The organism is Bradyrhizobium sp. ISRA430 (genome assembly GCF_029909975.1).
Lineage (GTDB): Bacteria > Pseudomonadota > Alphaproteobacteria > Rhizobiales > Xanthobacteraceae > Bradyrhizobium.
In genome coordinates this window covers 4034144-4049022 of sequence record NZ_CP094516.1, presented here as the reverse complement: position 1 = coordinate 4049022, position 14879 = coordinate 4034144, and the positions used below count along the sequence as shown (strand labels likewise).

Sequence of the window (14879 nt, the reverse complement as noted above, 5' to 3'; positions counted from 1 at the left end):
TAGCCAAGACGGCGCATCGTCGCGCGGGGCAGGGCCGCCATCCCCGCTATTGCTTTGACGAGACGCGCAAACAATGATTGATCGGGGCGTAACGCTGGAAATTACCGGCTGCTGGAGCTGAATGATGAACGGTGCGGAAAGTCTAGTACGGACGCTGGTCAAGGGCGGGGTCGACATCTGCTTCACCAATCCCGGCACGTCCGAGATGCATTTTGTCGCGGCGCTGGACCGCGTGCCGGGCATGCGTTGCGTGCTCGGCCTGTTCGAAGGCGTGGTGACGGGGGCCGCCGACGGCTATTTCCGCATGAAGGGCATGCCGGCCTCGACGCTGCTGCATCTCGGCCCCGGCCTCGCCAACGGCCTTGCCAACCTGCACAACGCCAAGAAGGCGAATTCCGGCATCGTCAACATCGTCGGCCAGCATGCCACCTACCACATCGGCTACAATGCGCCGCTGACCTCCGACATCGAGGGCCTGGCGCGGCCGATGTCGTCCTGGGTCCGCACCTCGCCGGACTCCAAATCGGTTGCCGCCGACGGCGCCGCGGCGATCGCCGCCGCGAAAAGCGCGCCGCCGCAGATCGCGACCCTGATCCTGCCCGCTGACACTGCCTGGAACGAGGCGGATGCAGTCGCCGAGGTGCCGGCCGAGAAGCAGCGGGCGAGCTACTCGCCGCAGGCGGTCGAGAAGGCCGCCAGGATCCTGCACGGTGACGGCGAGGGCACGCTGTTGCTGATGACCGGCAGCGCGCTGACCGAGCACGGGCTGGCGCTGGCCCAGCGCATCGCCGGCAAGACCGGCTGCTCCGTGATGGGCCCGACCTTCCGTCCGAAGATGGCGCGTGGCCGCGGCCGCTTCTCGATCGATCGCATCCACTATGTGATCGAGCAGGCGCTGCCGATGCTGGAGAAGTTCCGTCACATCGTGCTGGTCGAGGCGGACGATCCCGTGGCGTTCTTCGCCTATCCGAACAAGCCGAGCATGCTGAAGCCCGAGGGCTGCGAGGTTCATCGCATGACCTCCTGGGGCGAGAACTCGGTCGTGGCACTGGAAGCGCTCGCCGGCGCACTGCATGCGAGCACCAAGGACGTCAAGCCGCAGCCCTTGCAGGAACTGGTCAAGCCGACGGGCGCGCTGACCTTCGCCTCGATCGCGCAGGCGATCGCATGCGCGATCCCCGAGAATGCCATCCTGGTCGACGAATCCCTGACCACCGGTCGCGGCTTCTTCCCGCCGACGGCGGCCGCGGCTCCCCATGACTGGCTGCAGAACATGGGCGGCTCGATCGGCTTCTCCACGCCGCTGTCGATCGGCGCTGCGATCGCCTGTCCGGACCGCAAGGTGATCTGCATGGTCGGCGACGGCAGTGCGATGTACACGATCCAGTCGCTCTGGACCCAGGCGCGCGAGAACCTGAACATCGTCACCATCGTGTTCGCCAACCGCATCTACCAGATCCTGCGCGGCGAGTTCGACAATGTCGGTGCGGGCGAGCCCGGCCAGCGCGCGAACGACATGCTGCGGCTCGACCGGCCGACCCTCGATTTCGTAGCGATGGCGAAGGGCATGGGCGTGCCCGGCCGCGCCGTGACCAATGTCGACGAGTTCAACAAGGCGCTGGCCGAAGCCGTCGCCGAACCCGGACCGCGGCTGATCGAAGTGCAGATGTAGGGACAGCTAGAGGAGAGCGCCGGGGTCGAGGAGCGCGATGCAGACCGAGCTGAACAAGATGGTGGCGGCGCTTCGGGACTTCTACGCGCAAGAGACCTTTCTGCTCGACAAGGACGTCGGCGAGCGCACCATCACCCACCGCTTCGCCATGCATCTGGAGAAGCAATTTCGGGGCTGGGCGGTCGACTGCAATTATGACCGGCTCGGCGAACGCACGCTGCTTCTGCCGCACGGCACGATCATCTCGACCGACGACCATCTCGGCAAGTCGATCTATCCCGACATCGTCGTGCATCAGCGCGAGATCCCGAACAACCTGCTCGCCATCGAGGTGCGTAAGGCGAGCAATCACACGTCAATGGAGCACGATCAGCAGAAGCTGAAGGCGATGACCGATCCGCTTATCTGGTTCGCATACTGGGCCGGCGTCTTGCTCGTGCTGGCAAAGCGCAACGTGACGATGTCGGAGGTCTATGTGGGCGGCGTCATCGATCCGCCACTCTCGCTCTGGCTCGCCGCGCGGCTGGAGGAGGTCGGCCTGAGTGGGAGTGACTAAGGCGGCAAGACGTGTGGCGCGCGCGAAGGCTCGCGAGCGCACGCCGCTGCATCATCAGTAGGAGTAGCGCTGCGCGAACGCGTAGTGCGGATTGATGCCGCAATAGGAAGACGTACCGGAGGCTGCGGCGAGACACTGCTGATAGCTGACAAACTGGCAGTTACCGGGATAGCCCCAGCTACGGCCCTGCAGGCAGTATCTGTCGTTTGCGGCTTGTGCCGGCGCCGAGAATGTCGCGGCAAGCAGCGTAGCGAATGACGCGAGGGTCAGGACGGTACGACGCATTTCAATCTCCTTCGGGTACGGGTTGGCGGGCCATGTCAGCGTTTCCGGGGCTCGCCCGATGCACGGTCTTACCTTCTTTGTTGCGCGCGGAGCCCGGTGCGTTCAGATGTGACGCCCATCATGACGCAGGCGGGGCCCGGCTATGTGATCTCGGGCACAGTTCGCGTGCGGGTTCCGGCCCATCCTGACCCGGCTTGCACTTGCTGATCCCGCGGGACTACGCTTCCCTCACTCGGATCAGGCATTTGGAGGCTCTGATGCAAAAATCATATTTGTTCGCCGCGACGGCAGCGCTGGCCCTCGTTCTGCAAGCCCCGATCGCGCTGGCTCAGAGCGCACCTGCCGCGGGCGGTACTGCACCGGCAGATGCGGCCACCACGGCACCGGCGGCGACCTCCGCGCCGGCGGCAGCGACGCCGCCGAGCGCAACCACTGACTCTTCAAGCCCTTCGACCGGTGCGAAGAAAAGCGCCGAGAAGAAGCCGGCGAAGAAGAAGATGACGCTGCGGCAGGAGATCGATCATTCGATCGACACTGGCACCGTTCCGGCGCGCTATCGCAGCTCGGTACCGAGGCAGTACCAGCACTACATTCCGTTCGATAAGCGGTAGCGGATCGTGCAACGGCGCCGGCGCGATCGAGCGTCAGAGCGCGGGTTTGGAGAGCTTTGTCAGATGCAGATCTGCATACCTTGCGGCGGTCTACGCTCGCGGTGCTAAAGTAGGCCAAAGCCCAGGGGACGGTTATGAGTGATGATGCGAAGGATGCTGGCCTTGTGGCGATGATCAGCAGCATCCTGGGGGGCGGCAAGCGCGCGGACAACGTCGAACCGCCTCCTCTCGACGAAGCCCCGCCAACAGCGCCGACGAATGGCCTGGAAGCGGTGGCGGCGCAAATCGCTGACGCGGTGCCACCGAGGCGCGAGGATGCGTCCAATGGCGCAGTTGCGCCCGCGAAACTGATCGAGCCGCCGGCTCAAATCGTGACGCAACCGGGCGGCAAGCGGCGGCTGCCTGCGGAAGCGATTGCCGATCTCGTGCTCGGCGAGTTGCGCAAGATAGAAGGTTTTCCGGCGTCCGGTGTCTCCATCACGGTCTACGGCTACCGGAACTGGAACGCCATGATCACGTTCGCGCCGTTCTCGACCACGTTCCGGGACGCGACACGGTTCCGTCAAGCGCTGCCCGATATCGTCTTCAAGCTGCGCCGATACGTCGACCTCGAGATCTAGGTTCGCTACAATCCCCAAAAGCAGTCGATGGGGTCTTGGAATTGAGCGTCGCCTTTACCAAAGAAGAGAGTGCCGAAACCGCGTCCGAGACGCTGTTGCCGGATCGCCCGATTTCGCCTCATCCCAACCTGGTGACGCAATCGGGATTGCAGGCCTTGGAGCTGCAGCTTCGCCAAGCACGCGAGGCCTATGAGGCCGCGCAGCAGATCGAAGACGTCAATGAAAAACGCCGGCAGTCGGCGGTCCCCTTGCGTGACGTGCGCTATTTCGTCGAGAGGCTCCGCACCGCCCAGGTGATTCCCCATCCAGCGTCGACCGATACCGTTGCCTTCGGAAGCACGGTGACGTTCAGCCGGGCTGACGGCCGCGTGCAGACGTATCGCATCGTCGGCGAGGATGAAGCGGACCCAAAGGCCGGGTCGATCTCCTTCGTCTCTCCGGTCGCAAAATCCCTGATCGGCAAAGCCGTCGGCGACGTCGCCGGTTCGGGCAATCAGGAGGTCGAGATTCTGTCGATTGCGTAGCGATGCGCTTGCGGTGATTGCCTTGCGCGGACGATGACGACGCCGGCGTTAAAGAGCTGGTCAGGAATGGTGGGCGCACAAGGGAGCAAAGCTGGCGCCATTACCCGATGCCGACAGTCTCGTCTCCTGTACATAGTTGGCCCAAGGCCGGGATGCAGCCAAGTCGGCTTCAACGTCGCCGTCTGAGAGCAACGCCGACGCGAGACGTGCAAGGGTTCCTTCACCTTGATCTAGAGATACATCCGAATGGGCAATAGCCGAAGATCGCTTCGCGCTGAAGAGTGAGACCACCACTGCTGGGGGCCAACCGGAGATGTCCGATGGGTGCGGCAGGCTGGCGCTTTGCGCATATGAAGAGAACTCTCCGCGTCCGGGCGGTCGTTATTGGCGTGCTGGAAGAGCTGCCGTTTATCTGTCCGGTGGCGGTCGCAATCGGCTCGCTGATCATGATCGGCATCACGCTCTACAAGGATTGGCCGCAGTGAGGCTCGTTGAGAGTGAGGCTCGTTGAGGTCCGCTGTTGCGGGTGAAGGGGATCCAACCCGCTGGGTTCCTCGATGCGCCTTTGACCCCCGAAGCCGCCATCCTCCTCCAGAGAACCTACTGAACATTTTGTCAGCTTGTGCCGCCTGAGCGGACTTCCCCAAGTTCCCGGAAACTGAAGTGCTCGATCACATCGGTTTGAGAAGCGGCGCGGAACATCCGTCGGTCCTCGGTGCTTGCCTCGGTCACAAATCACAGAAAAGGGAGCGTCCAAATGACAGGACTGAAGACTGCAAGTCTTGCCATCCTCGGCACCGCGGCCATTGTCGTCTCCGCGCTCGCGAGCCCGGCGATGGCCGAGGGTACAATGGCCAAGGGTGCGAGGCATACTCAGGCCCAGACCACGGGATCCCAAACTCTCGCTAAAGGCCAGCGCCACGTTCAGCGTCACGCGACCTACCGCAGCCAGCGGATCCGTAACGCCAACGCTGCCTTGCCGAGCGGGACAGTGTATCGCAGGCCTGCCGGGCCCGCTGCGGTAGCCGGCAATGTCGTGGGCGGCGCCGTCGCGACCGCGGGGGCGATCGCAACTGCCCCCTTCCGAGCCTTCGACAATAGCAACTACAACTACTATGGCTACGGCTATGGCGGTCGCGACTGGAAGACCTACGCCGCCCACAACAGCCTTGCCTGCACGCCCGGCACCATGTTCAAGGGTCCGGACGGCCGGCTACATCCCTGCCAGTAATCCCTTTCGACGCGAAGACGAGGAAAAAGGCGGCCCGAGCGGCCGCCTTTTTGACGTGCGCGCCGGCAGGACGTAGCCGCAGAAGATGATGCGGCCAGAGTCGCTACGGCGTAACCTTGAAACGCCAGCGCCATTACGCCAACCAGCCAACGGCGCTTTCTCCTTGTGTGAGGTCCAGCGATGCCCGCAGATCATGATACGCGGCCCTTGGGTCGAACCGGCATCCATGTGCTGCCCTTGGGCATCGGCACGAACAAGTGGCGGCGTGCCGATCGTGGGGCCGTGTTGGAAACATACAGGACCATTCACGACGCTGGCCCGTGCATGATCGACACCGCTGAGATCTATTTCTCGGAGCGCGTCGTGGGCGACTGCTTGCGCGCAGGTCCCACACGCGCGGTGATAGCATCGAAATTCCTTCCCTTTCCGGGCCGAACCTCGCCGCGCCGCCTGATGAGCGCGCTGGACGGTTCGCTTGCGCGCCTGGGCCTCAAGACAATCGATCTGTACTATGTCCATTATCCGTTGCCCCTGATCGACGTGGGAGGGTTCGCCGAAGGGCTCGTCGAAGCGGTGAAGTCCGGCAAGGCACGCGCGGTCGGCGTGGCAAACTTCAATGCGGACCAGATGCGCCGCATCGCCGATCACCTCGCAAGGGCAGGCGTTCCGCTCGCCGCCAATCAGGTCAACTACAGCCTGCTCCGACGAGGAGCGGAAACAAATGGCGTGCTCGAAGCCTGCCGTGAGCTCGATGTGGCACTGGTCGCGTATTTTCCCCTTGCGTCTGGCCGCCTCACGCGGCCGTCGGACAGCAGGGGCACGAAAGCGCTGCTGACGTGTCTCGCCGAAATTGCCCGCGCGCACGACGCCAGCATCAGTCAGGTCGCGCTGAACTGGCTGTTGGCGCGCGACAGTCGCGTGATCCCCATCCCCGGCGCGACCAAACCTCATCACGCCAGGGCCAATCTCGATGCACTCGCCTGGCGCTTGAGTGAGACCGAGTTTGACGCGATCGACCGAGCCTCAGCAAACAGTGGAACATGAATCCGGCGCCCATCAAGCCCGTCAGTAAGGCCGTTAGCATGCGGCGTTGAAATTACGCAGGGCGACCAAGACGGCATTGGGAGCAATGCTCGATCTCTTTGGGACAGCTTGCCCCGATGCCTACTGCAGATTTTCAAAGCATTGATTTGGAGCATATCGAAAGAGAGAGATTGCTCGTGGTTCAAGCATTTTAGGTATTCCCATGGCCTGGCTCTTTCTGCTCATTGCTGGCCTGTGCGAAATCGCCTGGGCGATCGGCCTCAAATTCACGGAAGGCTTCGCGCGCCTTTTGCCAACAATCGGCACGGTCGTCGCTATGGCGGCCAGCCTTGGGTTCCTCGGACTCGCCCTTAAGTCGCTGCCGGTCGGTACGGCCTATGCGGTGTGGACGGGCATTGGCGCTGTTGGCACCACGGCGCTCGGCATCTATCTATTTAATGAGCCCCTGACGTTGCTTAGGTTAGCCTGCATCGGCTTTATTCTTTTGGGCATCATCGGACTGAAGATGCTGCGATGAGGCCTGTTGGAAGTCGGCTCAGAAGTAGCTTTCCAACGTGCCACGCCGTCGGACGTCGAGAGCAGCGCAGTGGAAGGCACCACCAAACGCCGCATAGTGTAAGAAGTTGCAGGGAATCGGTTCGAATCCCCAATTTTCAAACGCACGCATCGTTGCGGTATGATGCGGATCTACGATGACGCGCTTCTCATCGACCATCAATACGTTCATGTTGAGCCATTTCCCGCATAGTGAAGTGATCCTGAGTACAGGATCGGTGATTGGGTCGGACTCGGGAGCTACGAGGATGTCCCACCCTTTCAAGACAGCCGGAAGATGGTCGACGTCTATGTACTCGGGATTGATCAGAATCTTGCCGGGCCCAAGCGGCAATATGGTGGTGTCGATGTGCATTGGATTCGGACAGCGGCTCTCAATCTCATGGATGCGATAACCGTCGCCAAGGTGACGACGCAGCCATTCAATGCCGGACGCATTGGTGACGTTGCTGCGGGTCACGAACAAGTCGCGCCCGCAGCGAAAGAAGTCGGCAGCGTCAAAGACCGGTTCGAATTCGGTGAGAATGTATGAGATCGGCTCGCCTTTCTTCGGAACGCGAAAGTCAGGGTCGAACAGTTCGTCCGACAGTTGCGGCCTGGGCGCACTCGTCCACCGCGCGCCACGTTGGAAATAGTCTTTCAGGATCGGACGATAAGACTGCGTCTCGAAGTAGCGACAGGGCCAAACCATTGGGGTTTCGATGATCTCGTCGCCGATCACGAGCATGCTGTCGCGCGGGCAGGAATTGCAGAAGCCGCGCGAGGACCATCCCGGTGTGCTGAAGCGCTTCCTGTGGTCGACAGCGTCCGGCCGTCTTACGACGATGCCCAGCGACTGTAGCAGCGCAACAAAGCCATCAAGTTCACGCTGCGCCGGTTCGATCATGATCCTTGGGTAACGAAAGCCTGCGAGCAGCGACTGAGCACGCGCTGCCATGCCCGGAATGTTGCAGGTGACGACCGGATGATCGGATGGGATGACCGCACCCTCAAGCCTTCCGACGATCACTTCCTCCAGCGTGTCCCACTCGTTGTGTGAGTTCACGGGAGAAATTCGGCCCGATGGAGCGGCATCCAAACCGCGAACGTGCGCGACCACGTCCATGCACGAGACCCTCTGTGCGCTACAACAGCCTCCGGTCGCGGAAGTTCCAGGCGACCAGCCCCCCGGTTGTGGGTCGATCGCAAATCCCTGGTGTCGACTCTTGGGCCCTTAGCTGACTATGTCGGTCGGCTGCTTGATTTCTGCCCGCGGGGGTAAAGCGGACGTCGGCACGCCTCGGCAGGGAGCCTTCAACGACTCTTGAAATCTAAGCTGAATGATGGGCGCACATGGGATCGAACCATGGACCCTTCCGTGTGAAGGTGGAGGCGTATTCAAAACGGCCTATAGTAATAGGCTATTTTGATGATCGGGCGACGACTGCACACGTTTTGCACACCGTGATTTTTGGAAATTACTCAAGGAGTGAGCGCTCCCTTAAATGAGGAGAGGTCCACCAGCGTTCTCGTTATGTCTGTCCGCACAGCATGATCATGCGGCCAAAAATAGGCGATTGAGCTATCGAGTAAGCCAACTGATGCGCACTATATTCCGGATTTAGGAATGAATTAACAGCCTCCCGCGAAGGTTGAATAATGAACTGGTCACGCAAGAATATCGTCCTTTCAATTCTGCTCGCGCTTCCAATTGCCGGACTGATTACCATCATCTTCTCTTCAGTCATACCATTGCATCATGAGCAGGATGAGTGTTCGTTCGGATCAGTAACTAACGCCGAATATCGGGGGATGCTTTCTGCCGCTCGATCGCTGAGATGGAAATCGACCTTCGAAAGGCAAAAAATAGAAGACGCGCTGTTGGCGCAGTTCGTGCAGGTATCTCGAAATAGCTCATCTCCCTACGTCAAGATCGCAGCTATGCACGCTGTTCTCCGCGCGTGGGGCGGAGAGTTCACCAACGTCGAGGGCCAATTTGGCGATCGAAGTAATAAATTTGAGACAGCGTCCCGCGGGGGTGGCATCAGCTTCAATTATGCAGCAGCGGTACCGCAAATTGGACTTACATCCCTACCTGGAAAAGCTTGGTTCATTGGGCACTTGAACGGCCCATTAAGCTCCACAGCCGCGTACGATCCGAAAAAATATCGCCCAGGACGCCTGTACTTTGTTGTTTGGCTTCCTAATCCGGTCGATCCGATCCCAAGTGACGTCCTTCGCGGGCTCAATGGTGCTTGTCCGCCGGTACCACCCGAGGAATTGGCCAATTTCTTTTCGGGCAAGCCTCAAGTAGGAGATTGAGGACGCCGTCGGCCTCTGTCCGCCGCACGATTACCATGCGGCTTTCACCACGATGCCCTGAACTTACAAGGGCCCGTTCGAGACTATGACGGTCTGGTGTCTGATTTCATTCGCACGCTTCGGCAGGGAACGACTCTTGAAATCTAAGCTGAATGGTGGGCGCACATGGGATCGAACCATGGATCTCTCGCGTGTGAAGCGAACGCTCTCCGCTGAACTATGCGCCCTTAAGCCGACGATGCGGTGTTTCCGGCCCGACGGAAGGAGCCAGCAAGGTTTCGGCCGAAAGGCGTTTCCAGGTGAGTTGGGAATCCAGGGTGCAATGAGGTCGACCTCGGCCCGATCGCCGGTGCCGTGCGCCTCTCCTTGGATGATGGCATCGTGCCGCTGTTTTGCCCGACGCGTCAAGCTGCTTCGGAAAAGACGTAGCCGTGATGCCGGCAGCCGCCGGCTACTTTGCATGGGGTTGTTTTCGATATTTTGATGGGGGCCGTCACGAAGGCCACCAAGCGACCGCTTGGCGTCGATGATTGTCCGCACCCGGTATGGTTCAGGAGGCTGAATGGTGGGCGCACAAGGGATCGAACCTTGGACCTCTCCCGTGTGAACCACAATCGGTAGACTGTAGTCAACCTAATCCAGCCATAGTCTGATTGTAAAAATCCTTGTAGAGCAGGCATTTGCGGCCATATCGGCCCATCATTGGCCTCGGCTGGCCCTACCACATTTTGTATGTCCCTGCTGTGCCCTGCGGAGAAATTCCCTCTGGGCACAGCAAAACTGGGAACGTGGAGGGAACGGCTTGTGGTCCTTTTCTAGGGGCGCGCCTCGACCCGTCCCAGGGCGCAAGGAGCAAGGGCACAAACTATGGAAAAGAGCGAAGAAGCTCCCAGAGCTGAAGGAACGACGAACTACCTGAGACTCACTGACGCGGCGATCCGTGCGGCAACGCTGCCGCCGGGCAAGTCGCAGCACTATCTGCACGATATAGAGCAGCCGGGGCTCGCAATCAGGATGCGCGCGACTGGTGGCCGGACGTGGGTCTTCATGTTCACAAAGCCTGGGACGAAAGGCACCCAACGCAAGACGCTGGGTGCATGGCCCAAATTCAATGAGAAGGCCGCGCGCAGGGCCGCCACGGTCGTGGCTGGGGAGGTGGTCATTGGGGTCGATCCCAATGAGGCCAAACGCGAGGCGAAGCGGCGAGCGCTGGCTGAGCGGCAGTGCACCACACTGGCGATCCTGATCGTTGAAGATGGCCCCTACGAAATGTCCCTGACCGGGCGCCAGGTCGTCAACTGGAAACCGGCCATGTCGGCACTCCGACGCGGTCTGAAAGATCATTTCGATCTCGCCATCGCCGAGCTGACACGACGGCAAATCATGGCAGCGGTGGACAGGATCGCCAAGACCGGTAAGCGCGGCGCAGCCAAGGACTTGCGCAAGCACACGCATACGTTCCTCGAATGGTGCGTTGGCGAAGGCTACGTCGAGCACAACGTGCTCGCCGGCTTTCGTGCGCCCAAGGAGACACGCGCGCAGCGGGTTGGGCGCCGAACGAAGGGGCGGGCGCTGACCGACGAGGAGATCATCAAGGTCTGGCACGCATCCGGCAAGCTCGGGACGTTTGGGCTATTGACACGAATGTGCCTACTCGGTGGACCGCGCCGCAGCGAGCCAACCATGATCGAGTGGCAAAATCACGTCATGGATGACCGCATCACTTTCGATGCAGCATGGACCAAGATGGGCCTCCACCACGACGTGCCGCGCACTCACCTCGTTGACGAGGTGCTTACGGCCGCGAAACATTTTCAGCGTGCGACGTCGGACTATGTTTTCCCGTCACCGAAGACCGGCGGCCAGATGTCGGGCTTCACAAAGATGGTCGACCGCCTGGTCAAGGAAGCGGGCGCCGCCAAGTTCACCATGCATGACTTAAGGCGCAGCTTGCGAACCATCATGTCGCGCTGCGGCTATGACAACGAAATCCAGCGGTTGTGTGTCGGGCAAAAGCCGCGCGGAATCGATCAGGTCTACAATCACGACGAACAGTGGATCATCCGCAAGATGGCGTTCGAAGCTGCTCATGACTACATCGCGGAGTTGGTCGGCGCGAAACGGGCGGGGAAGATCGTACGACTGCAGCGGACGAATCCTCTCGATCCCATCAAGGCCGAATTGCTTGGCCGTCTTCGCGAGCATTATGCGGCTGCGGCGACTTAGTTGTCTTATCGCGTCCGGCCAGATAGTCGCGCACCGCATCGACACGGTAAAGCGGGCGGCCATCGACGTAGCGCCATTTCAGCGGATGGTTCGGATTGCGCCGCCATAGCTCCAGAGCTCCAGGCGTGCGCCGGATGACGGAGGCCGTCTCTAATGCCGTTAAATTAGAGCTGCCCGGCAGCGAATCGATATCGAACGTCGCGGGTGGTGGCATGCCACGATTCTTCCGAGGTCGCTTCATGGTGCGGAGCGTCTCCTTCGATTGGCCCATCGTCAACTCTCACGGTTGAAGCGAGCGAGGCTCTTATGTAATCGCCTGTCGCTTCTTGGGCGAAACGTCACGAGAATCACGCGGTCGTCGAACTTTGCCTGTCGAGTGCCGCCGATCCGACCATCATGCTCCGGTTGATGTTGCATTGGAACACGTCAATTGCGCGTCGTAGGATTGGATATCAACGCGAATAGAAGAAAAGTTGCTGAGTCCACGCCGCTCACATTGCGGCACTGCGAGGTGGCCACGTCAGCGGCCGGTCATGACGCCCGGTTTGCTTCCACTGATGGCCAATAACCTGAAAGTTATATCGTAGCAGCGTTGTTGTTCAAATGATTGAAAGCGAGACATTGGAATTGACTTGGTGATACGGACTTGCTCCGCGCCAAAGGCGCCTCACGGAAACGACTCGACGCCACCAGGACGGCGTCATGGATGAACTTGGACGATCAATCTACCGACCGCTTTCGATTGGCGTTCCATAAAAGCGAGGCACCGCGTTCCAGGATTGGTTCGTTCTCTGACGGACCATTGCTGCGCGACCAATGCACGCGAGCGCCATGGAAATTTTGGTCGACCTTGGCGGATAAGATCTACGTCTTTCATCACGTCAGGCGCAAAAAGCGATCTGGCGACAGATCAACAGTTCAGACGACGGGTGCCGTCGGAACCATCATCGGAAAGATATGTTTACGAATCATTATGGACAAGAAAGATCTGTTTAGTTTCCCCTTGACCGCGCTAAATGATCTGTTTACGTATCATTTAGTCCCTAAAGATCCGAGAACGTGTCCATGCCTTCGACCCCGAACCCGCTGCTCAAGGAACTTGGTCTGCACTTTCGAAGAGCACGAATGGCTGCTGGTTTATCGCAGGAGCAAATCGCCCTCCGGGCGAACATTAGCAGACCCCGCTATCGTGACATTGAAACGGGTACCGCTGCAGCCCGCGCAACGACACTCGTCAACGTTGCCCGCGCCCTTGGCATGGAAATGATGCTGATTCCGCAAGCGATGGTACCGGCTATTCAATCAATGCTGCAGCCAGCTACGGGCGATGATGACCATCCTGCGTTCATGTCAGACGTTGAGGTGCAGGAGCATGAATAAACCTGTCCTCGCGGCTGAACGTATCCGATCACTCGACATCTCATTAAACGATCTTGCCGTCGGCACGCTCGTCCGAACGCCGGGCGACTACAACGCATTCAATCTCTTGCCCGCGTATCGGAGCTTGAAAAACCCACCGATCTTCAGCCTATCGCTTCGCTCGGCGGATGGCAGCCTCCGCCGGGATCCCAAACCCATACGCGGCGCGCTGCCGCCGTTCTTCGCGAACTTGCTGCCCGAAGAGAAACTGCGCGAGGCGATGGAAAAGCACCACGCAGCGTCAGTAAGACCTGGAAACGACTTCGATCTTTTGGCTGCGCTGGGGACTAACCTGCCAGGGGCGGTGCGCGCCTTACCAAGTGACGGTACGCCAGTTCCAGCCGGCCCGGAGGCCGAGGGCAAGAAGAAGGTGCGCTTTTCGCTCGCCGGTGTCCAGATGAAGCTCTCCGTTATGAAAAATGCCGGAAAAGAAGGGGGGATCACGCTCGCCGTCGACGATGAGCAAGGACAGTACATCGCGAAATTTCCATCCCTCACCCATATTGGACTTTCGGAAAACGAATTCGCGATCCTGGCCTTGGCGGAAGCGCTAGGGATGGAAGTGCCTGCGCGCGAGCTCGTCGAAAAGACGGATTTCGCCGGCATTCCGGAAGAGTTCAACACCATGTCCACGGGGAAAGTGCTTCTTGTCCGTCGCTTCGATCGCGGTGCCGATGGAGCGCGCGTGCATATGGAGGACTTTGCACAAGTCTTCGGCCGCTATCCGTCCGAGAAATATACTGGTGCGGCGTATCACAATATTGCGGCGGCGTTGAACAGCGGTGTCTCGTTCGATTCCGCGATCGAATTTGTCCGCCGTCTTGCGCTCACCGCGATCACGGGCAACGGCGACATGCATCTCAAGAATTGGTCGCTACTGTATCCTGGAGACGGACGGACGCCTACGTTGGCGCCAATCTACGACGTGCTCTCAACAGTTCCGTATATCCCGAAAGACGGTCTAGCATTGAGCCTTGCGGGCGAAAAGTCATTCAAGGCTTTAACTCCAGAGCGCTGGCGCAATTTCGCGAACCGCAGCCGTCTTCCGGAAGGGGCAGTGGTGACGGCTGTAGCTGAGACCGCGGCGGCCGTGCGCGACAAGTGGTCAGTTCTCCCAGAACGCGACGTCGTGCCTGGGCAGGTTCTCGAGCGGATCGATGCACATATCGAGGAAATGGTACCCATCCTTGCCCCTTAGGGCGGCAGTCCTCGAAATGTACATCAGCCGATTCCCACCGTATAAGTGACGTATTGACGGATGCGCTCCCTGGCGGATTTCCTAGCCAGCCTTCCAGGCATCTTGCCAATCAAGACGCGACGCCCTCTCGAAGGCGACCTCTTGTCCGCTGCCGAGCGCAGCGGAGACAGGTCGTTTCTCGACCTCGTCCTCGACGTCGGACCCGATGCCGCCGCAGCGATCCTGGCCACATACAAGAGCGGACGTCTGCCGATGAAGAAGGCGCAAAACCGGTTTATGCTCCGGAGATAGAGGCATATCTCGCGCGAGCCGACGAGCTCAGGTCGCAAATCGATGAACGAGAAGGACACGAGCGTGCAGCCGAAAACCCATCGTTGATCGCAGAAAGCGATCTTGCCAACACCATCGATTTCGTGACCGCCTTATGCGCTTACCCCGAATGGGAGCCTGATAGAGCCATCCAAACGGCCGCTGATCAGCTCAAGGAAGACCGAGCGGCCTGAAGGATATCAAGGCATCCTCGCTATTGCCGGGAGGGGACGTCGATATCGGTTAGGGCTTTGCAATCGGCACGGAAGACTAAGCGTTCGGTTGAGTGATCACTTACACGATATTTCCAGCTCGTCCGGGTCGCGGA

General features: G+C 60.0%; 16 protein-coding genes and 1 tRNA gene. 13 read left to right on the top strand and 4 right to left on the bottom strand.

Translation table 11 applies throughout. From position 1 onward, the window contains the following. Positions 1 to 124 precede the first annotated feature (124 nt). Positions 125 to 1672 (top strand): acetolactate synthase large subunit, encoded by a 1548-nt coding sequence (locus MTX21_RS19310; protein WP_280966340.1) that lies wholly within the window; start codon positions 125 to 127, stop codon positions 1670 to 1672. A 37-nt stretch (positions 1673 to 1709) separates the two neighbouring features. Continuing rightward, positions 1710 to 2228, top strand: coding sequence for a hypothetical protein (locus tag MTX21_RS19305; RefSeq protein ID WP_280966339.1), 519 nt, complete (start codon positions 1710 to 1712; stop codon positions 2226 to 2228). A gap of 54 nt (positions 2229 to 2282) precedes the next feature. Here MTX21_RS19305 and MTX21_RS19300 read toward each other — a convergent pair whose 3' ends face one another. Further along, entirely contained in the window at positions 2283 to 2513 is a 231-nt protein-coding gene (locus tag MTX21_RS19300) for a DUF3551 domain-containing protein (RefSeq protein WP_280966338.1), read from the bottom strand. Between the two features lie 257 nt (positions 2514 to 2770). Between MTX21_RS19300 and MTX21_RS19295 the strand changes: the two genes are divergently transcribed. From MTX21_RS19295 to sugE, 7 genes are all read left to right on the top strand, one after another. After that, the gene (locus MTX21_RS19295) at positions 2771 to 3124 is read left to right on the top strand and encodes a hypothetical protein (protein WP_280966337.1); all 354 of its coding nucleotides are present in this window, start codon (positions 2771 to 2773) and stop codon (positions 3122 to 3124) included. A 134-nt stretch (positions 3125 to 3258) separates the two neighbouring features. Continuing rightward, on the top strand, positions 3259 to 3744 hold the full coding sequence (locus MTX21_RS19290; RefSeq protein ID WP_280966336.1) for a hypothetical protein: 486 nt from the start codon (positions 3259 to 3261) through the stop codon (positions 3742 to 3744). 41 nt (positions 3745 to 3785) lie between these two features. Then, on the top strand, positions 3786 to 4268 hold the full coding sequence (gene greA / locus MTX21_RS19285; protein WP_280971102.1) for a transcription elongation factor GreA: 483 nt from the start codon (positions 3786 to 3788) through the stop codon (positions 4266 to 4268). 350 nt (positions 4269 to 4618) lie between these two features. Next, positions 4619 to 4753 (top strand): hypothetical protein, encoded by a 135-nt coding sequence (locus tag MTX21_RS19280; protein ID WP_280971399.1) that lies wholly within the window; start codon positions 4619 to 4621, stop codon positions 4751 to 4753. Between the two features lie 272 nt (positions 4754 to 5025). Continuing rightward, positions 5026 to 5499, top strand: coding sequence for a hypothetical protein (locus MTX21_RS19275; protein ID WP_280966334.1), 474 nt, complete (start codon positions 5026 to 5028; stop codon positions 5497 to 5499). A 237-nt stretch (positions 5500 to 5736) separates the two neighbouring features. Beyond that, a complete protein-coding gene (locus MTX21_RS19270) occupies positions 5737 to 6543 on the top strand; it encodes an aldo/keto reductase (protein ID WP_280971398.1) in 807 nt (268 codons plus the stop codon). A 202-nt stretch (positions 6544 to 6745) separates the two neighbouring features. After that, entirely contained in the window at positions 6746 to 7060 is a 315-nt protein-coding gene (gene sugE, locus MTX21_RS19265) for a quaternary ammonium compound efflux SMR transporter SugE (protein ID WP_280966332.1), read from the top strand. A gap of 18 nt (positions 7061 to 7078) precedes the next feature. Here the strand turns inward: sugE and MTX21_RS19260 are convergent, their stop codons facing one another. Then, positions 7079 to 8203 carry an amidinotransferase gene (locus MTX21_RS19260; RefSeq protein ID WP_280966331.1) on the bottom strand — a complete coding sequence of 375 codons (1125 nt, stop codon included), beginning with the start codon at positions 8201 to 8203 and terminating at the stop codon, positions 7079 to 7081. A gap of 533 nt (positions 8204 to 8736) precedes the next feature. Here MTX21_RS19260 and MTX21_RS19255 point away from each other — a divergent pair. Continuing rightward, positions 8737 to 9399 (top strand): hypothetical protein, encoded by a 663-nt coding sequence (locus MTX21_RS19255; protein WP_280966330.1) that lies wholly within the window; start codon positions 8737 to 8739, stop codon positions 9397 to 9399. Positions 9400 to 9552: 153 nt separating this feature from the next. Here MTX21_RS19255 and MTX21_RS19250 read toward each other — a convergent pair. Continuing rightward, positions 9553 to 9626, bottom strand: a tRNA-Val gene (locus MTX21_RS19250). A 640-nt stretch (positions 9627 to 10266) separates the two neighbouring features. On the opposite strand from MTX21_RS19250, the gene MTX21_RS19245 reads away from it, so the two are divergent. Beyond that, entirely contained in the window at positions 10267 to 11625 is a 1359-nt protein-coding gene (locus MTX21_RS19245; protein ID WP_280966329.1) for an integrase arm-type DNA-binding domain-containing protein, read from the top strand. Here MTX21_RS19245 and MTX21_RS19240 read toward each other — a convergent pair. Beyond that, positions 11570 to 11896: a hypothetical protein gene (locus MTX21_RS19240; RefSeq protein WP_280966328.1), complete on the bottom strand. Its 327-nt coding sequence runs from the start codon at positions 11894 to 11896 to the stop codon at positions 11570 to 11572. The two genes, MTX21_RS19245 and MTX21_RS19240, sit on opposite strands and share 56 nt — an antisense overlap. A 794-nt stretch (positions 11897 to 12690) precedes the next feature. On the opposite strand from MTX21_RS19240, the gene MTX21_RS19235 reads away from it, so the two are divergent. Both MTX21_RS19235 and MTX21_RS19230 read left to right on the top strand, forming a co-directional pair. After that, complete coding sequence (locus MTX21_RS19235; protein ID WP_280966327.1) at positions 12691 to 13005, top strand: helix-turn-helix transcriptional regulator; 315 nt, start codon at positions 12691 to 12693, stop codon at positions 13003 to 13005. After that, a complete protein-coding gene (locus MTX21_RS19230) occupies positions 12998 to 14242 on the top strand; it encodes a type II toxin-antitoxin system HipA family toxin (protein WP_280966326.1) in 1245 nt (414 codons plus the stop codon). The genes MTX21_RS19235 and MTX21_RS19230 overlap by 8 nt, the downstream gene beginning before the upstream one ends. Positions 14243 to 14879 lie beyond the last annotated feature (637 nt).